This window comes from Nitrospira marina, assembly GCF_059568365.1.
This window is the reverse complement of sequence record NZ_JCANTH010000001.1, coordinates 428,523-449,848: the sequence shown is the minus strand read 5'-3', so window position 1 is coordinate 449,848 and position 21,326 is coordinate 428,523. Positions and strand designations below refer to the sequence as shown.

At 50.8% G+C, this 21,326-nt stretch carries 10 protein-coding genes; all 10 read right to left on the bottom strand.

Going from position 1 to position 21,326, the window contains the following annotated elements; all coding sequences use genetic code 11:
* Positions 1 to 5: 5 nt before the first annotated feature.
* On the bottom strand, positions 6 to 422 hold the full coding sequence (locus tag LX98_RS01930) for a response regulator (RefSeq protein WP_496427295.1): 417 nt from the start codon (positions 420 to 422) through the stop codon (positions 6 to 8).
* Between the two features lie 173 nt (positions 423 to 595).
* On the bottom strand, positions 596 to 4,033 hold the full coding sequence (locus LX98_RS01925) for a molybdopterin-dependent oxidoreductase (RefSeq protein ID WP_496427294.1): 3,438 nt from the start codon (positions 4,031 to 4,033) through the stop codon (positions 596 to 598).
* Positions 4,034 to 4,923: 890 nt separating this feature from the next.
* The gene (locus LX98_RS01920; protein WP_496427293.1) at positions 4,924 to 5,847 is read right to left on the bottom strand and encodes a carboxypeptidase regulatory-like domain-containing protein; all 924 of its coding nucleotides are present in this window, start codon (positions 5,845 to 5,847) and stop codon (positions 4,924 to 4,926) included.
* A gap of 128 nt (positions 5,848 to 5,975) precedes the next feature.
* Positions 5,976 to 10,790 (bottom strand): hypothetical protein, encoded by a 4,815-nt coding sequence (locus LX98_RS01915; RefSeq protein WP_496427292.1) that lies wholly within the window; start codon positions 10,788 to 10,790, stop codon positions 5,976 to 5,978.
* A gap of 1,439 nt (positions 10,791 to 12,229) precedes the next feature.
* The gene (locus LX98_RS01910) at positions 12,230 to 13,519 is read right to left on the bottom strand and encodes a 4Fe-4S dicluster domain-containing protein (RefSeq protein WP_496427291.1); all 1,290 of its coding nucleotides are present in this window, start codon (positions 13,517 to 13,519) and stop codon (positions 12,230 to 12,232) included.
* Positions 13,520 to 13,603: 84 nt separating this feature from the next.
* Positions 13,604 to 13,996 (bottom strand): response regulator, encoded by a 393-nt coding sequence (locus tag LX98_RS01905; protein WP_496427290.1) that lies wholly within the window; start codon positions 13,994 to 13,996, stop codon positions 13,604 to 13,606.
* A gap of 179 nt (positions 13,997 to 14,175) precedes the next feature.
* The gene (locus LX98_RS01900; protein ID WP_496427289.1) at positions 14,176 to 17,613 is read right to left on the bottom strand and encodes a molybdopterin-dependent oxidoreductase; all 3,438 of its coding nucleotides are present in this window, start codon (positions 17,611 to 17,613) and stop codon (positions 14,176 to 14,178) included.
* Positions 17,614 to 17,665: 52 nt separating this feature from the next.
* Positions 17,666 to 17,854 (bottom strand): hypothetical protein, encoded by a 189-nt coding sequence (locus LX98_RS01895; protein WP_496427288.1) that lies wholly within the window; start codon positions 17,852 to 17,854, stop codon positions 17,666 to 17,668.
* A 139-nt stretch (positions 17,855 to 17,993) separates the two neighbouring features.
* Complete coding sequence (locus LX98_RS01890) at positions 17,994 to 19,958, bottom strand: cytochrome ubiquinol oxidase subunit I (protein ID WP_496427287.1); 1,965 nt, start codon at positions 19,956 to 19,958, stop codon at positions 17,994 to 17,996.
* 408 nt (positions 19,959 to 20,366) lie between these two features.
* The gene (locus tag LX98_RS01885; RefSeq protein WP_496427286.1) at positions 20,367 to 21,029 is read right to left on the bottom strand and encodes a transaldolase family protein; all 663 of its coding nucleotides are present in this window, start codon (positions 21,027 to 21,029) and stop codon (positions 20,367 to 20,369) included.
* Between the last annotated feature and the right edge of the window lie 297 nt (positions 21,030 to 21,326).

Below are 21,326 nucleotides of genomic sequence, written 5' to 3'. Positions count from 1 at the left end.
AACCCTCAGGTTGGCATCCCCCCGGTATCAACCCAATTTAACTGCCGCATCTTTCTTACAGCCATCGCTTCATTCACGACAGAACCTAACACACTCAGATCTATCGTTTTAAGCAGGACTTCGCAGCGCCCTAGTTGTTTCACGGCCTGCAAGTCCACCAGGCCTTCATACGCCGTAAAAATTACGGTAGGAGTGGATGAAACCTTTCTCACTGCCCGAACGGTTTCCACCCCATTCATCCCACCCATTTTATAATCCACCAAGATCACATCAGGTTCATCCCTATGATCTCTCAAAAATTCCATCAAGGCCTCTCCCGAATCAAAGACACGTACCGTGCAATGCAACCGAGAAAGTTTTTTCGCAATGTTTGAGCGAATCACCTCATCATCATCCACCACAAAAACATAGGGTTTGCTCACCGACAGGTCCTGGTAATTGGTTGTGAATTACGTCGATCTCAAATGTCATAGCATCCTCCAAAGGATAATCTCCGTAAGATCTGCCATGTAAGTAGAGGGAGGCTGGGGGAGGTATTCGCAATGTTTCTTTCTAGACGGCAATCAAGAAAAAAAACCCCCAGCCTCCGACTCACCTACACTTTGATCTTAATATGATCACCCTTCAGCCATTTGATCATGAACTCATTCTCCTGACCTGGCGTAAACCCGGTCCGGACCGGTTCCCACGGTCCCCGTCCGCCAATGCCGCCATCCTCCGCCTTCGTGATCCGGATGAGACATTCCTTTGGCGTCGTATTGACCGCATGATGATCAATCGCAAAACCCCATTTAAATTTCCAGGCAACTGGATGTTTACCCGGTAACGAGTCGGTTTGATGCATCGGCATCAGCCAACTGCGGGTAAAGGACTGCTGCGCCCCATACCGGAAGTTCGATTGATAGCCAGTGTCCAGCGCAATCGCCCGTCCATCCGGCCGGGTTTCATGCCCCTTCACCGACTTCGCCGTCGACACATATGGCGCATGCTTGGCCATCGTGACATGGTACGGGAAGGCCGGGTTGTATTTCGCCCGGATCATCAACCGTGCCACCTTGTAATAGGGGTCGCTGGGCTTCCAGCCACGATACGGCCGGTCCACCGGGTTCCCATCGACGTAGACATAGTCCCCGTCGTTGATGCCGCGATCTTTGGCCGCTGATGGGTTGATATGGATTTGATGTTCACCCACCCCCGGCGTCCGCTTATCCATCCGATAGGCATCACCAAAGTTGGACTCATACATCTGCACCCAATCGTTCACCGACCATTGGCTATGCACCCGATGCCGGGTCTTCGGCGTCACGCAATAGAACTGATACCCCTTCTCCCAGAGCGGATTGGCGTATCGTTTAATTTCCGCCCAAGGCAACTTGATGTTGCGGACGGTTTTGTCGTCATGATGTTGGGCCGTGATCGGCACACCATAGTCATCCGGCCGGATATACGGATTGGATGACATGATCGCATTCGGCAAGTAGGGAGTGGCCTCTGGCCCTTCACGATGAACAATGAAGTTTTCCCCATATTCAATGGCTTCCGGCTCCACCCGGTAGGACTCCAGGCGTCCGCTTCGCGTCCACATCGGTTTCGATTCGTTGGTCTCTTCCCAGAATGGATGTCGAGGATAGGTCCGGGTCATGACCATCCAGCCCTTTTCCGATTTCAACATCGTGTCCGCGTTATACCCATAGGAACAGTTACCGGCATCCAACAATCGTTGGAGGTACACGTCCACGCGATTGTCATAGACAAATTTGAAGTAATCGCGGAACCGGCCATCACCGGTCATTTCGGTGAGTTTGGCCGCGACGCCCGCCACCGTATCCAAATCGTTCCGCGTGTCATACAACGGCCGGATACCGCCTTTCCATACTTGGAACCATGGATTCGACACCGTCGCCGTATGCTCAGGATAGGTAAACTCCATCCAGGTATTCACGGCAAACGACACATCAAAATGGTTGACATCGGAGGTCATTTCCACTTCTTGATGTACGAGACATTCATTATGCGGATCCACGTTCTTGACCATGTCATAATGGTGCTTCGAATTATTCAACACATTCACGTTGGCCACCCACCGGAATTTACTCGGCGTCGGCATATGTGTCTTGCCGGTAAACACCCGTCGGCCATACTTGGGCGTATTCACAATCAAGGCCGTATCACCGTGGTTCCAATATCCGACTTCTTCGCCATAGTAGTAACTTCTGGTTTTTATTTCTTTTCCATGAGCATTGGGGTCCGTCGTGATCTTGAACGGATCCTCTCCGGTATGCACAGCAAGACCGGATCCTGACCACGGCGTGGCCGCCCACGTACCCGCTTTGTAATTTCCAGACCAGGTATGGCAACCGCTTCCGAATTTACCCATATTTCCGGAATAAATGAGCGTCAATGCCGCCGCACGACCGTTTTGCGTCATGTGGAAGTAATGGCACACACCCTCTCCGTTATGGATAGCCGCCGGTTTGACCGTACCCATATCTCGCGCCCACCGAACGATCAGATCCTTCGGCGACCGACAAATTTGATGGACAGTATCCAAATCATAGTCTTGCAGATGGACTTGATACATTTGGAAAATCGGCATCACGTCCACTTCCCGGCCGGTAAGCAACCGAACCCGATGGGTCCCCGTCAACGCCGGATCAATACCACTCTTCTTAAAATGCCAGCCTACCAATTCACGATGAATGGGTACCGCTTGATTTTTATTCAGATCCCATACCATGATTCCCCCTAGCCTGGCGATTTCCGCAGGTTTCAGGGTCTGCACTTTGCCCGAATAGGTACTGGTAAAATCAGGAAACTGGTAATCTTTAATCACATCACGCGGATCTAAATACTGAAGGGTATCGGTACGTACCAGCAGCGGCATATCGGTGTTGGCCCGCACGAAATCAGCATCGAACAAACCCTCATCCACAATCATTTTGCAGGCCCCTAAAAAGAAGGACCCATCTGACTCGGGACGAATGGGAATCCAGTAGTCGGCTCGATATGCCGTAGGATTGTATTCCGGAGTAATGACCGCAATTCGCGCACCGCGTTCAATTGACTCAAGCTTCCAGTGGGCTTCCGGCATTTTATTTTCGACGAAGTTTTTACCCCAACTGGTGTTGAATTTACAGAACCGCATATCACTCAAATCGATATCACAATTTTGCGTCCCATTCCACCATGGCTGGGAAGGGTCCTGGTCGCCGTGCCACGTATAGTTATTCCAGTATCGTCCTCCTTGAGCATTTTCAGGCCCAACTTTTCTGACGTAGGAATCCAATAAAGCCCCGCAGCCTCCATTCATCCGGGTGATGCCCATTTTCCCAATGATTCCCAAAACAGGCATACCGGCCCGGAATTTAAATGACCGGACTCCAGAGCCTTTCATCATTTCAATCATCTCCGGTGGATAGCCTTGCTCACGCAATTTGCGCGCCCCATATTCTCCGCTATACCGGTTGGCGATGATGATCATGGCCTTAGCCAAATAGGTAAACGCCGTATCCCAGGACACCCGCAACATGTCGTCCAAATACCGCGCATTAAACTTGTATTTCGTCTGAATAGCAGGAGTGAACTCCGGGCTTCCGTCATCCATCCATTGCTTCCACCCTCGACGCATCAAGGGCCCCTTCAATCGGTATGGACCATACACCCGACGATGCATCGTAAACCCCTTCAAACACATACGGGGGTTGTGCGCGAACGTCCCACGGTTGCCATAGAGATCTTCATATGTTTGGTGGTCATAATTTTGCTCAACCCGCATCACAACCCCGTTCCGCACAAACGCCCGAATGCGGCAGGCATGGGTATCATTGGGGGAACAACACCAGGTAAACGAACTGTCATAGCGATATTGATCGTGGTAAACCCGCTCCCATGAACGGTCAGGATATTCACCAAGGGGGTTACCTACTTCAATGACTGGCTGCAAGGCGGTTAAGGCCAGAGCCTTATCGGCAAGTGCGACTGCCGCCACAGTCCCGGCAGAAACTTTCAAGAATTGACGTCTAGAAAGAAACATTAAAAGACCTCCTTTTTTTTTTAAAACTCATTACGGATAGTCATAATTATTTAAAGATTTCCGTAATTGGACTTCAACCCAGACCTGCTTGCACCTCCTTTCTTACCATCCCGATCCAACCAATAATCCACGAACACTGGTCACCAGTGTCACCACATTCCTCCTCACTCTTGAATAGCAATCTTTAGTCCAAAAAATTATTCTCCCAATATTTTCCTTAACTCATTGAAAACGAGAGGTTAATTGAAGTTGCTGCTGGTTATGGGAAACTAATCAGGCCACGAAAAATATCGCGTAATGCTCGCGAAGCACCGAAATTTCAAGGGCTGGGATTTTTGCACATGCTTTTCAGGCGCCCCTTTTTTTGCAAAAAAAAACATGGAAAGTTCATATATCTCAAATTGGAATTCTGGGAACCCGCCCGTTCCAAGCAAATCTCACATCGGCACAAAATAGAACTTCGGTTTGGTGAATTAAAAAATAAGGTAGGCAAAAGAACGAAAGGGGATACGGAATTTAATGACAAGGACATCTTTGGGAAACGAAGGGGCTAAAAATAAATTGAATCATGCCCGAAGAATAATCTATAGGTTCCTAGTGAGAGAGTAGAAATCCAACTTAGGCCACGAGGAAAATATGGTTTAATCCATACTTTACCTAATAGCAACCAGATTCCGTTCTGAGAATCCAATCGAGGATGGATGAATAAGAACCTGCATCTCCCAAAGGACATGGATCGTTGAGGCAGGCATTCCCTGAATGCCATACTAAACATTCGGAAATTGGAAAAAGAAATCAGCGCGAATAAAGAAATGACTCAGCGCAAAGGTTTCCCACTTTCAGAAACAGAAACATTCCGAACCTATATGATGACCCCTTCATGGTGTTTGTTATGAGGGATGTTGAAGACGAAGTGAAGGGATGATGACTTCTTCCCCTAATAGTCCCAATCCAAAATGGGGGTTTTCTTGAATTTCATGAACACTGCGGCGACCCACAGGTGATTGATATTCGAAATTCACAGAAATTGACCCGTTCGGTTCTATAGTCACCTCACGGTTTAAGTATTTCTTCATTCCGGCATGCCAGACCGATAACGTATAGGTTCCAGGTGGAATGTCGGATATCTCAAACCGGCCGTCCTCGGTTGTAATCGCATAATAGGGATTATCAACCACCACCCCCCAAGAAAACATATAGGGATGAAACCCGCATTGCATCACAAAGATATTCCGATCCTTCTGCACATGAATTTTTTCGATCATTGGCTTGCCGGGTAAATGATCATGCCTGTTGATCAAATCTAAGACTTTATGAAATGGATTCATTGGAAGAGGGCGATTAAACAAGACCCTCGCACCACGATCACGAGCAGTCTCGTATCCCTGAATGTCATGTTCCACTGGATCCATATTAATGACCGTCAGTTCATCTTGATCCCGTAAGACATTGACAAATGGAAGAAAATCACAATCCTTCGCCTCAATTGTCACTTTTGGCAATTCAAAAGCTTTCCCTTTTTCAATACCCTTGAGCATCACAATCGCGTCCTTCAGCGAGCCCTGAGATCCAAGTATGAAATCTTCAACAATACGCCATCCTGTTCCGGTTGAAATTCGTCCACAAAAAACCGGATCAGGAATCGTGACCAAATTAAAGGCCATGGCTTTAGGCATCCCTCCAGCTAAAGTCACTTGCCCACGAATCGTTCCTCCTAGTTTGACCTGACTTTCTTCATAGGCCCAAACCGGGATGGCCCACATTCCCAGGATACCCAACGCCACCCATAGCAACTGTCCCACCGTGCTTTTCATTTATTCCTCCGCCAGCATAAAATTCCACATGTTTCTCACCATCTTGTCTTACGGGGTTGTGACCAGCACGGGGAAGCCGTGGATCGGCTTCCCCGTTCCCAAACCCGTCAACTAAAAACCATGCCGGCTTATTTCAGTTCGACGGGTTTAATATGGACTACTTGCTCACGTGGCAACTTAGCTTCTTTAATGCCAGGAGCCCTTCCATCCAATGATAGGATTCGTTGGTCACTCCCTGGTAGTACGCGTAAATACCCCCATTGCCCTGATTGGGAATAGGGCAACCGCTGGTTGCTCCAGACGTAATCCCCGGTACGTTGATAAGGTCCGCCTGCGGCTGGAATGAAGGCATCCAACGCTTCTGACCCCGAAAACTCCACGACGTTGATTTGATCGGCTCCTCGCATGAATGGTTCGATGGGCCATTCATGACTTTCAACGCCGAACATCCCATTTTGTTCATTGCTGGCACCGAAGACATGAATGCGAACGGGGTCACCGGCATGGGCCTCAATGATCGGCGTAATGGGGTCTTCCGGACCTTCCTCAGAACAGGGCTGGAATATCCTATCCAACGTACATCCCTGCTCCTCACGGAACAAATAAGGTTCCGCTCGATAATTCACCCCGACCAGACCAGCCACGTTCTGCACGTAAGGCATAAAGCTCGTCCCGATAATGTTGTCCTCGTCCTGGAAGAACAAGGCCGCATCCCGATAATTTGGTCGGTCTTCGTATCCAGTCACCGTCCGGTCCACGATCACGTCGGCAATCCAACTGTTTTTATGGGATATATCCGCACCTGTTTTAGGATCACGATACGTCGCGCCCTTCGGCCCGACAATAATCGCGCCGTAAAGCCCGTTCCGTGGATTGTGCATGACATTGCCCCAGTCCCAGACCAACGAGGCAATCTCACCTAAAAATGGATCGGCATAATAGGTGTACGTCCGGCTTTCTCCAGGCGCAACCGTTTGATCACCTGGATTCTGCCCGACGTTGGCCCCCAACGAATCCTTTGGATCGAAGGCGAGGGAAAGCGCGGAGAACGAGGCGCGGCTTTCCTTCATGTGATTCGTCAGGTGAATCTTGAGACAGTCACCTACATTGGCTCTCAGAGTCAGCGGCATCGGTTGAATTCCACTGGCCGTCTTTTCGACATCTTCTTCGAGCACATAGATTTTTCCCTCCGGATTCTGGAGCAGAATGTTCCGTTCGAAATCGACCTCTACGGCTTCGGGTGCCTTCGTGTTGAAATTCATGGAAGGAAAATCCATCGCCACAACATTAAATGATTTGACCGGTGCTTCGGCAGGACAGACCGGACCAGGATCTGGAATTTCATTACGACCGGAATACCCGGCCGGCAGCTTTTGAAGATCAGGCACCTCCTTATCCAATACCCGCAGAATACCCCAGGCTCCTTCCGAGAACTTTGAAGATCGTCCGTTAAAATGGATGTAGTCACCAGGCTGGAGCCTAGGCCCGCCTGCCTGCGGAACCACGAGATCGTATCGCTCTGCGATACCAATGTGGATGGAATTTTTCCGGTTGGCATCACCGGCATACCGTTCGGTCAGAAAGGTATGCCCCGACAACGTCCACACCATTGATTCGTTTGTCATGGTCTCCAAAAGCCGGAACACGACTGTATCACCGAGATACGCCCTGACCATTGGCGTATAGGGATCCCCATGAACATGGCTATTAAAAATGTTCGAGAAATCCGGATTTGCCTTGAGTCTAGCCGCGATCGGTTCGGCCCGGAAGTTAAAACTGCCACCCGTGGTGTGCGTTCCCCCGTTGAGGAACGGCATCGGTGTCATGGGAATATGTTCAGGCATGGGAAATGAGATCGTCTTTCCCGCTTCCAGCGCGACCTCAATCGGCTGGCCCGGAGGATTACCTGCGGTGACGATGTTGACGGAATGCGGCACACTGTCGTTCAACTGCACCATCAGTTCACGGAAGCTCCCGTTCACTCCATACCCTACCGGTTCAACCGTATGGATATCCGCGACCGGTCCACTTCGGATCGGTTCGCCCGTTTTGGGATCGTGATAGGTCGAGCCCCAGGGTTCAACAATCATCGTCCCGAACCCTCCGTGTCCCCAAGTGACACGGCCGACCGCATGGTCATGCCAAAACACGGTGCCCACATCCGCATCCGCCCAGAATCGTTGCCTTACGAATTCCACGGTAACGATGTCATCCACCGGATGATCATGCTCTAACGGCCGATACAGAATTATTTGATTCCCATCTATGGCTTTAATGCGCCCGATCTCATTGTCTTTCACGTTATCGGCACCGATCAGAATCTCGGTCTTCGGATGATACTGCGCGGCATTTTTTACCGTAATGGTCATATCACCCTTCTTGCCCGGCTGCGTGAAGACCGTATTCATCGGCAGTGGCAGGCCCTTGTCAGTCGTCTTCTCCATCATTGTAAAGGGTCGCACGGATTGTTCATACGAAAAGCCGGTAATCACCCCATCCGACGATTGATTGTCGAACTGCATAAAATGCCAATGGGTGTTGATCTTCGACGCATGCATGTTGAAATTGTCGTCATCAACCCATTCGCTTGTCAGCATCCAGTCAATACAGTCGTACACGTTAGACCTCACGACCAACGGATGTCTTTTATCATTATTTTTTCGAACCTCTTCCTCCTCTTCATGAAGAACATAAATCGTCCCATCCGGATCGATGATTGCCGGTTCATCCCCTTGTTTATCTGCCACCATCATGGGGGTCTTAATGAAATGCACGTTAAACTTTTTGGAGCCGGCATTGGCTGGGCACAGACTCCACCGTCCGTTTTCTCCGGGCTTTGCCGGATAGGAACTCATCTGACCATCATCATCTAAATGGATCATTTCGAGCCATGGAGAAGGATTGTGATTTTGAGAGAATGGAACCCGCTTTCCAAAATGCGGCCTCAAGTGGGGCCAGGCGATCTTGCCGGTGGTGGGCTCGAACAGAATCGGCAAGCGTTCGCCGGGAGCCGGAGATTGGTATCGTGGATTGGGGATCGTGTTTTCCCGTTCGGTCATCGCCCGATTTCCGTTCCAAATCCAGTCCAACACCGTCGCATCATAGGAGAGGATCTGTTCTCTCTCATCATCTTTGTGCCCGGGCTTGCCTTGAGGCGGCAACTGCATTTCCACCCAGTCCTTCACCGTGACGACAGCCGGATTGGCTTTCCAATCCGTTGTCCCCTTCTCGATAATTTTAAACTCTTTGCCGAACCAATCCACTTTCTTGTCGATCAGCTGGTCCGATGTGACACCGGCCTTGATCCGTCCCTTGCGGTCCGGCAATTCGCGGAGGTCCGGCATCGTATCGTTGTGAACTTCTCCCTGCTGGATGGTATTGTAAACCCGCCAATAGCCCCACATCCCGGCGATATAATGATGCGCCACGTGACAGTGAAACAGAAAATCCCCGGCCAATTGCTGGCAGAGTCCCGATCCACATTCCGTTTCCAGGTCAACGGCCTCGGACGGCCCGATCACCTCCACGTCGACACGGTCCGTCTTTGTTCGGACGACGGGATACTTCACCGGTCCGTTTTTTGCGGTGTGCCACAGGGGCATTTCGTCGATCGCACGGGGACTCCTGGGCCAGCGAATTGACCCGCCATGGGGATGATGGGAATGGAAAACCTCCGATCCCCCATGCACCAGCCGGAACTTCGCCGGATCGCCCAAATAACTGCGCGGCACAGTGGTGGCCGGATCACCGAAGGTATAGGCGCTGTAGGCCATTGACTCGTCCTCAAATCCGAAATACTCATGCTGCGTTTGCATGTTGTCCACACCAAACGGTTCGCTCCGGTAGTTCAACGCCCGCGCGACAGGCCGGTAGACGTCAGTGACCGGATCCCGCTGCGGAATAAAGTCACCATGCTTATTGACCGGGCGAAAGGCTTCATCGCCGACTTCATGATAAATGAGTACGAACTCGCGAAAATCCGGACCGGTGCCGTTTTTGATGATCGCCTGCCAACCACTGGTCATCGGTGTCGGTTCCCCTGCGCCAAGCGGATCCAGATACGTCGAACCCTTTGGTTCCACCACAAAGGTGCCCATCAGGCCCATCACCGTCAACTCACGATCATTGCTGTAACTATGAAACTGCCGTCCGCCTTCTTGCATCGTCGGTGGAATGTACCACTCCATGTCGACGCTTTGGCCTTCCATCGCGATCGCATCGGGGTTCGTGGTTGTCGCCGGTTGGCCGGTTGTACTCACCATCATACTTGAGCCCCCGATCTGCAAACTCACCCCTTCTCCGGTTATCAACTGATTGCGGAGAGTGAACCTCACGCAATCACCCTGATTGCCCCGGATCACCAATGGCTGAATCCAGTTATTCTGCAAACCGGTCTCAACCGCGCCGGGGTCATACCCCTCCTTCTCACGGGCCGCGGCATTAGCCGCCTCTTCCTCCCTCACCTTCTCGAGATTTTCGGTGAGGACATACATGTAGCCGACATAGTAGTCGAGCCATCTATTCAACGTGATTTCCACGTCGATGGCCGAAATATCGTAGTGCTTTTCGGGCACACCGGCCGGACACAGTCCAGGCTGACCCGAGACGGGTTCAATTTCATTGTCCGAAGCCAGAAGATAGTCTGCCGGGCCGGCTCCGTATTGATGGAGCATCGTGGCGGTGTCATAGGCCCCGCTACCCTCCATCAACTTCAAATCGGCCTGCATTTGATGTCCCATTTTCGACATTAACCGTTCATGCTGCCGATCCACGTTCAGCGTACGATCAGGATTCCCCTCCATCGAGTCCTCTACAATCGTCTGCCCTTTCAACCTCTCTACCCAATGATTCGTCCTTCCCGACGCTGCCGCCACGTTTCGACCAGCATGGGTATCCGTTTCATCCTGAATCTTCTCTCCCGCATATCCTATGGCACTCATCATGAGCACTATCCCTATACACGCGACAACGCCTTTCACTGCGTCATACACCTTCTTCCCTGACAACATAAAACATCCCCTCCTCATAAAAAATCGATCATGACCCTGTAGGTTATTAACGTCTCCGGGAATATGAACCCCTTTCTATAGCGATAACATTCTCTTCTCTAATGCATTTCCTCTTTGATTCTTGACACTACTGTTTCGTTCCTTTCCGACAAGCAAATAGCGAGCCGCCAAACGCTTCATCCACTGTCTACAAATTGGCCTTATTTTCGTGGCCTCTTTTGGCAAATAAAATTCAATCCGTTGGAATGCCACGAAATATCGCTGCCGTCCACCACGATTCCACCACCGCCTTTCGTGGGAAGCATTTTTGCTGCAATGCTCAACGATTAACGAGCTGACTTGATTGAGGATTTTTTAAGAATGAAGAAAGGAATTTCAGGGTGAGGAACAACGTTCGTCCGGTTGACCGGCGAGGACAGAACAAAGGCCTTCAATAGGCAGGCGCTGGATTAGGTTGTTTTAACCCTTCACCACATATACCGGAAAGATTGTGGATGCTGGAGGAACGCCTTTATCTTCCCCCTGTAATCGCAGGTAATGACATACGCTGACATGATCACTGCGTCCCAATACCTAGGTTTTAAACCGACACGACTCTACCCCCTTTGCCGGTTCGGGCCGATCGCGTTTCAAAACAAGGTTCTTCATGATGATCTCTTGTGCCAGGGATTCTGCATCGGTAAGTTCATCGGCATAGATGTTCGTCTCATATTCCTGAGTGGAAGCTCTGCCAGTGAAACTTCCAGAGGGCGTCCCGCCTCGCTCACATCAATATAGGATTTGGTCGACAATCCCGGACGGACGGGGTGCGCCAGGATTTCTTCTTTCACAAAAGCGACCTGCACAGGCACCCGTTCCACGATATGAATGAAATTGCCGGTCGCATTTTCAGTTTTGTATGGTTTTCAACGAGGAAGAGCACAAGGAGGTGAAACGTATTCACCCCTTTGTGCTCTCCCAGCAATGGACTTGCGGTTCTTTGTTAGGCTTCTATGGTTTGACCATTTTCCCGCATGATCTGCCTGGATGGTGAAAACGTTTTTAGGCGGGCCTTTCCCACCTTGGGCCTGGGTTCGTTCCCCCGGTTTTGTAAAATCAAAGGATCGACAATTTCTCCACAGTTAAAGCATTGCCAAGCCATGGACCATAACTGTCCTGAATCATTAAGATGATCTACCATATTTAGCCAATGCATGAGACCAGTACAACGCCGACAATTCATAACATCCTCCCTTTCCGGCTTTTCCCCTGAACAGGGGAGAGACCGGGTGGCGATTTTTCCCTGACACTCATTTTACGTCGCCAGCCGGCCTCCAGCCTCACCGAAAATTAATAATTCCGGTTGTCTCGCACTGCATGTATAACCATGGAACTTACAGCCAGTTCACCCGCTCCGCCGGGCGGATGTAAATCGGCTCTTCCACTTGCTGCCGCACCGCTTCCTTGCCCGATTTGTTGAACCCCAACACCGTGTCGTTGTACATCTCAAACTTCCGCCCATGGATTTGGGTTTCAAACACTTTCGGCCCCGGAATCACGTCATACCGGAAGATGATCTGTTGGCTTGCCCGCCACAACTGCAGCACCGCCAACAACTCCCGGCTCGGCACCAGATACTTCTCAATCGCATTATCTACCCCCGGCCCGAACATCTGCCGGATGTAGCCCCGCGGCGCCTGCCGCGGCGGAATGTAAAACCCGTTGGGTTCCGTGCCCCATTGCGGATACAACGGCAACGCCACTTGTTCCACCCGGATGGTATAGTACAACGGATTCCAGCGATCTTCCGACCAGAGCCCGTCATCGCCCACCTTCACCAACCCTTGCAGCCGGATTTTGCCCACGCACGCCGCCATACACCGCGTCTCCATCGGCTCGCCCCCCGTTAAGGGGTCTTTGCCTTCCACCCGCGGATAGCACGCTATACACTTCTCACTCACCCGCGTCGTGCCCCGGTACATCGGCTTCTTATAGGGGCATTGCTCCACACACTTCTTGTACCCCCGGCACCGGTTCTGGTCGATCAACACAATCCCGTCTTCCGGCCGCTTGTAGATGGCCTTCCGCGGACACGCCGCCAGACACCCCGGATATGTACAGTGGTTACAGATGCGTTGCAGATAGAAGAAGTACGTCTCATGCTCCGGCAAGCTGCTGCCTTGCATTTTCCACGGCTCTTCTTTCGTGAACCCCGTCTTATCCACCCCTTCCACGATCGCCCGCATCGAGGTGGCCGTATCTTCATAAATATTCACAAACCGCCATTCCTGGTCGGTCGGGATGTAGCCAATGGCCGCCTGCCCGATCTTGGCCCCCGCATCAAAGATCGTCATCCCTTCAAACACCCCGTACGGCGCATGGTGTTTGCGGCCCACCCGCACATTCCACACCTGCCCGCCCGGATTGACCTGCTCAATCAACTGCGTGATCTTCACATCGTAGAACTGCGGATAGCCCCCGTATGGCTTCGTTTCCACGTTGTTCCACCACATGTATTCCTGCCCTTTGCTGAACAGCCACGTCGATTTGTCCGCCATCGAGCAGGTTTGACACGCCAAACACCGGTTGATGTTAAAGACAAACGCGAACTGCCATTTCGGATGCCGCTCCTCATACGGATACAGCATCTTTCGTCCTAACTGCCAGTTATACACTTCAGGCATTGTCGTCCTCCGTTTCGGTGAAAATTTCGGGGCTGTCCCGGCCGCGTCGGCCAACCCTCAGGTTGGCATCCCCCCGGTATTAACCTAACAATCAATTTTTCGTAAATTCCTTAAGGCCATGACCCCGTTCACCATATGACTGAGATTGTGAAGATCTACGGTTTTGATCATGACCTCACAATTCCCAATTTCTTTCAATTCCTGCGGATCTATCCAACCTTCATACGCGGTAAAGATAATGGCTGGAACAGAAGAAAATTTTCGAACGGCATGCAGGGTTTCCACCCCATTCATCCCACCCATTTTATAATCCACCAAGATCACATCAGGTTCATCCCTATGATCTCTCAAAAATTCCATCAAGGCCTCTCCCGAATCAAAGACACGTACCGTGCAATGCAATCGAGAAAGTTTTTTCGCAATGTTTGAGCGAATCACCTCATCATCATCCACCACAAAAACATAGGGTTTGCTCACCGACGGGTCCTATTACCTGTTTCATCTTGCTTCCCCCAACAGTTTTCATGATAAAAGGCTTACAAGAATTTTTTTTAGTTCCAACGATCACTATAAAAAGAAGGAGGCTGGGGGGAGGTATTCATCATATTTCTTTCTAGACGTCAATATAGAAAAAATATCCCCAGCCTCCAACTCACCTACACTTTGATCTTAATATGATCACCCTTCAGCCATTTGATCATGAACTCATTCTCCTGACCTGGCGTAAACCCGGTCCGGACCGGTTCCCACGGCCCGCGTCCGCCGATACCGCCATCCTCCGCTTTCGTGATCCGGATGAGACATTCCTTCGGCACCGTGTTGACCGCATGATGATCGATTTCAAAGCCCCATTTGAATTTCCATTTATTCGCCATTTTCCCTGGCAATGAGTCCAATTGGTGCATCGGCATCAACCAACTGCGGGTAAAGGACTGTTGCGCCCCATACCGGAAGTTCGATTGATAGCCAGTGTCCAGCGCAATCGCCCGTCCATCCGGCCGGGTTTCATGCCCCTTCACCGACTTCGCCGTCGACACATATGGCGCATGCTTGGCCATCGTGACATGGTACGGGAAGGCCGGGTTGTACTTCGCCCGGATCATCAATCGCGCCACCTTGTAATAGGGGTCGCTGGGCTTCCAGCCACGATACGGCCGGTCCACCGGGTTCCCATCGACGTAGACATAGTCCCCGTCGTTGATGCCGCGATCTTTGGCCGCTGATGGGTTGATATGGATTTGATGTTCACCCACCCCCGGTGTCCGCTTATCCATCCGATAGGCATCGCCAAAGTTGGACTCATACATCTGCACCCAGTCATTCACCGACCATTGGCTATGGACCCGATGCCGGGTCTTCGGCGTCACGCAGTAGAACTGATACCCCTTCTCCCAGAGGGGATTGGCGTATCGTTTAATTTCCGCCCATGGCAACTTGATGTTCCGAACGGTTTTGTCGTCATGATGTTGGGCCGTGATCGGAATTCCATAGTCATCCGGCCGGATATACGGATTGGATGACATGATCGCATTCGGCAGATAGGGTGTCGCTTCCGTTCCCTCCCGGTGCGAGATGAAGTTTTCCCCATATTCAATAGCCTCAGGCTCCACGCGATACGTCTCCAATCGGCCGCTACGGGTCCACATCGGCTTTGATTCGTTCACCTCTTCCCACAATGGAATACGAGGATAGGTCCGGGTCATGACCATCCAGCCCTTTTCCGATTTCAACATCGTGTCCGCCGAATACCCGTAGGAGGTGCTACCGGCATCCAACAATCGTTGAACATACACGTCCACACGATTGTCATAGACAAATTTGAAGTAATCGCGGAACCGGCCATCACCGGTCATTTCGGTGAGTTTGGCCGCGACGCCCGCCACCGTATCCAAATCGTTCCGCGTGTCATACAACGGCCGGATGCCACCTTTCCATACCTGCATCCAGGGATTGGAAACTGTGGCGGTCATTTCAGGATAGGTAAACTCCATCCACCCGTTCACCGCAAATGACACATCGGCGTGATTCACATCGGATGTCATTTCAATGTCCTGAGTCACAATCGTTTCGATGTGGGGATCCACATTCTTGACCATGTCATAATGGTGTTTGGAATTATTGAGGATATTGACATTCGCCACCCATCGGAGCTTACTCGGCGTCGGCATATGCGTCTTGCCGGTAAACACCCGTCGGCCATACTTGGGTGTATTCACAATCAACGCCGTATCGCCGTGGTTCCAGTACGTCGTCTCTTCGCCGTAATAGTACGGACGGTAATTAATCTCTTTCCCATGGGCATTCGGATCTGTTGTGATCTTGAACGGATTTTCCCCGGTGTGGATCCCAATGCCTTCTCCTGACCATGGCGTGGCCGCCCAAACACCAACCTTATAATTTCCTGACCATGTATGACATCCCGTACCAAATTTTCCCATGTTTCCGGTCAGGGTCATCACCATAGCGGCCGCACGTCCCATGGACGTCATATGAAAATAATGGCAGACACCTTCCCCATTATGAATGGCGGCCGGTTTAATGGTCCCGTTATCTCGAGCCCATCGGACAATAAGGTCTTTCGGACATCGATTGATTTGGTGGACAGTATCCAGATCGTAATCCTGAAGATGGACCTGATACATCTGGAAAAGGGGCATCACATCTGCGTCCCTCCCATTCAGCAATTTCACCCTGAACGTTCCCGTCAACGCCGGATCGAGGCCGCTATTCTTAAAATGCCAACCCACCAGCTCTCGATGAAGCGGGACCGCCTTGTCCTGATTCAGATCCCACACCATAAATCCTCCAAGACGAGCGATCTGCGAAGGTGAAAGCCCTTGCACTTTGCCCGAATAAGTTTTGGAGAAATCCGGGAAGGCATAATCTTTAATGACATCGCGCGGATCCAAATATTGGAGGGTATCCGTGCGAACCAACAAGGGGAAATCCGTACTGGAACGAATGAAATCACTGTCCTGAAGACCATCGTCTAAAATAATTTTGCAGGCCCCGAGAAATAAGGCTCCATCTGTCTCGGGGCGGACCGGCATCCAATAGTCGGCCCGTTGAGCCGTGGGATTGTATTCCGGGGTAATGACCACCACTCGACCACCCCGTTCAATAGACTCCAGTTTCCAATGGGCTTCCGGCATTTTGTTTTCGACGAAATTTTTGCCCCAACTTGTATTCATCTTGCTGAATCGCATATCAGAAAGATCACAATCGATGGCTTGCGCTCCGGACCAGAATGGTTGCGAAGGATCCTGATCACCGTGCCAGGTCAAATTATTAAAATACCGCCCACCCTGGGCATTATCCGGTCCAACCTTTCTCACCCAACTATCCAACAGAGCTCCACATCCACCGTTCATCCGGGTAATGCCCATTTTGCCTATGACACCTAACACGGGCATACCGGCACGGAATTTCATGCTCCGGACCCCTGAGCCCTTCATCATCTCGATCATTTCCGGAGGATACCCTTGTTCCCGTAATCGCCTCGCACCGGCCTCGCCGCTATACCGGTTGGCGATCACGATCATGGCCTTGGCCAAATAGGTAAACGCGGTATCCCAGGAGACCCGCAACATATCATCCAAATAGCGTGCATTGAATTTATATTTCGTCATGACCGTTGGGTCTAATTCAGGACTTCCGTCATCCATCCAGGCTTTCCAGCCGCGCCGCATCAAGGGCCCCTTTAGACGGTATGGACCATACACCCGGCGATGGTAGGTATACCCCTTCAAACACATCCGGGGATTATGGGCAAACGTGCCCCGATTCCCGTACATATCCTCATAGGTTTGATGATCGTAGTTTTGCTCTACGCGCATCACAACCCCGTTCCGGACAAACGCACGAATACGACAGGCATGCGTGTCATTCGGGGAACAGCACCAGGTAAAGGAACTGTCATACCGGTATTGATCGTGATAGACCCTCTCCCAGGAGCGATCCGGGTATTCACCCAATGGATTGCCCACCTCCACAACCGGTTGCAATGCGGTCAACGCCAGCGCATTATCCGCCAACGCCACTGCAGCCACAGTGCCTGCTGTAATTTTTAAAAATTGTCTTTTTGTTACCAACATCAAACGCTCCTCCATACAAAGATTGACTGTTCCAGGTCACGACACAAACCCTTTATTCCTCCTTTCTTTGAGACTGCCTCAACCGATGTCTTTCCCAGACATTCATTTCGGCAGGTATGGCCACCGCGGTTTTCGGGGGATCGACCATGAGGTTTGCCCATCCCAACAGTAAGACTCCCACGAAGCTGACTATCCCGAAAATCATTTCAATCAGAGGATTTGCAACCCAAAATTCCATCATCTCGCTCTCCTTCACCGTTCAATCAGTCCGTGTATGCGCCTCACCTTGAATGCGTGAACGCGCCTTGCAAGCCAGATCTGACGCTGGTTTTATGAATGCATCATTCATTCATCCCTCCATAGCTCCCCCATAAAACCCATCAGGAGCGACTGGCCGGTTGAGGTGTGAACTGCGGCACAGCCTGTGACTCCGGCACCTTCGGCATTTCCGGTACCGGCGATTTTTTACCGGCAAATGCCGCCAGCCAGAACACGAATAGAATGGTCGACCAGAACAGCAGAACGTTGAAGGAGATCATATTCGCGGCAAACCCGATGGTATGGGTATAGGCCCAGGGCGAGTTATCCCGCATCACCTCATTGACATGCCAGAAGAGACGGACTGATGAACGGATGTATCCCATCAATGCCATCATCCAGGTAAATTCCGTGGCCAGAGCGATCAGGGCATATTGTGATCTGGCCGGCATTTTGCCCCATTGAATGGGGCCCGCCATCTTGGCATTTTTCAGCATGGCCAGATTCATCGGCATCATTAACAAAAGGCACGACATGGTGGTGGCCACCTGGGGCACCGATAGCCCAATCCGCACGTTCGCCGGAATGAAATATCCATAGATGGCTAACCAAATAATATTGAGACTGCCGACCACGAAAAAACAGGTCATAAAAATATTGCCGAACTGTTTCCATTTCACTGCCGGAATCAAATTGCCTCGCTGATACCAAATGAAACTCACAATCGTCACAATGATAAGCATATTGATTCCGCCATTTTTGGCGGACATGACCCCATAGTTTCCTAAGACGGGATGCTGTTGACCTCCCATGGCTTTCAACTCAGCCGGGGTCATCACGATGGTATGGGGCGTGATAAATACTAGTAATCCCACGACCGCAATAAACACCAGATATTTAATGTATCGTTGAAATCGTTCCGCACCCGGCATCCGGCCAAAGCATTGCCACAAGTAATAACTCGTACTCAAAAAGAGAGCACCGATCATGGTGGCCTGAATAATAAACAACCAAGCGAGGAGGCCTCCCATCAGGGTAATTCCCATTTGCTGTCGATAGGCATACACCTCCCGCATGAGCCAATATCCCGCAAACGGCAATGGAATGAGGAAAATAACTGCGATAAACATTGCGACATATCCCATCCAGTCGTAATGGGCACGCTCCTCATCGGTTTTAGCGGATAAAAAACGATAGGCCGCGTAGGCGGCAACGACGCTGCCTCCGAATGCCATATTTCCTAAAATTCGATGAACATTTAGCGGATTCCACAACGCGCTATGAATCGCATGCCAGATATTCCCAAGATATCGTCCTTGTTCATCCACCCCTGCCGGTGACATCATAAAGGCGATCCACGAATTCGCTAAAAACATCAGCACGGTTCCAATGACATTCAAGACCACCGCGATACTGAGATGCACCCATTTCAGGACTCCTTCTCTCATCCTGTCCCATCCATAGTAGTAGATATACAGCGTTCCGCTTTCGGCGACGAAGAGCAGAGCGTAGATGTGCATGACAGGACGGAAAATTCCAGAGAGGTAACTGAAGAATGTGGGATAAAGCGTGAGAAAGGTGAAAAGGAGAATGCCCCCAAGGATCGCGGTCAACGAATATGCCGTCAGACTGATTCTGATAAAATCATAGGCCAGCTGGTCGTATTTCTTCGCCATGGCCTTATCCTTTGTCACCATGCCGATGAACTCAATCACCATGCAGAAGATGGGAACCGCCAAGACAAAACTGCCGTAATACAAATGCTGCTGGTTCGCAACCCAAATCAGCACTCGACTTTCAAAATTCCCATAGCGCGGATAATCGTGAGTATTGTCAGCTGTGAGTGGCGCCGTCCCACTGGACACTACGCCCTCGGTCTTGTAATAAATATCCCGTGCCATTTCGACCGGCGCTGCGCCTTCCTCACCCTCGACAACCTCCTGAGCAGGCTGGGGACTTTGCCCTCCTCCCGAAGCGATGGCTTCACCATTTCCAAAAAGGATCGGCATCGCTATACCGATCGGCAGCAGCAACATTCCCGCAATCATGCTGACCAGTAAAACTGCGGCATTCTTTTTAAGTTTCATTCCTCCACGCATTCCACTCATTTCTCTCCCCCCAAAATCATTGGACGCATCTGACATCCATAAAAATTTTGTCTGGTAAATTTATCTCACAAGTTTTTCTGACATTGCCGAATTCTGGGTGCAACTGATTTCATTCCGGTCGTTCCTATATGTTGTTGAATGCTTTGCATGGGCCATGCCCAATCAAAATAATTCAGTGTCCTAGGACAATCCCTTGTAATCCTAAAGTTTCCATTGTTGTTTCTCTGGGATAACCTCCGCAGACGAATCACTCACCCACGAAAGAACGTGGTGGAAGGTGGTGGCCAACCACCGCTTTACGTGGCTGGACTCAAGAAAATATAGGGAGTACAAAAGGGGGAAAAACTAGGAGCATGAGGAAGAAAGATACGATATCCGAAAGCCTGATCACGCTTCGGAAGGTCGGGGGTTCTGAAGAGCACAATCCGGATCGGAGGATGTGGTCATAAAGGACACTTTCACCGCAGGATCGAAAAGTTGCTGAAACATGGGGAATCGCATCGTACAAATATGCCCTCCCGCTAATGCTGCCTCAAGCACATCATGAGGAGAACGGATACCGGGAAGAAGCACCTGGGTGGAGAGACCATAGTTTCGAAAGACGGTGACAATGTTTCGAATGATATCGTCTCCCTTGGATTGCTTGTCCCCGGTGCGATCAAGGCAAATGGACACACACCAGGCACCGGCTTTGGCGGCAATTAAGGCTTGGGTGAGGGAAAAACACAAAGACACATTCACCCGGATGCCTTCGGCTGTCAACCGCCTAGTCGCCTTGAGACCGGCAGGCGTCAAAGGACACTTCACCAGGACATTTTTGTGGATTTTCGATAATTCTTTGCTTTCCTTGACGATGGCCTCCTCTTCAATACTCAACACGCCGACACTGATCGGACTATCCACATAACGACAGATTTCTCGAATTCCTTGATAGAAATTCAGCCCCTGCTCAGTAACCGACGTGGCGTTCATGGCTATTCCATCCAGAACCCCCAGCCTGCCAATCTCCTGAATCTCTGTGAGACTCACCGTGTCAAGATAGAATTTCATGAGCACTCATTACTCATGAACTGGGATTTCCCCCCGAGCAGCGCACCCCTACCAAAATCATGACCTACTGCTCCCGCCTCAGGATCGCGCATGAAACCTGAACTCATGACCCAAATTTCTTTGCCGAATTGATAAAACGTAACTGGCTCCATTTTTGGTATGCATACACCAAGCCACAGTTGGATCGAGATGGACTGAGACGAGAGACCATTGAAAATGCGGTAGACGCCGTTGACAAGGACGCAGGTTAACGAACTGGTAGTGAAATCCCGTGAGAGATCGTGGTGGTCTGGTGGC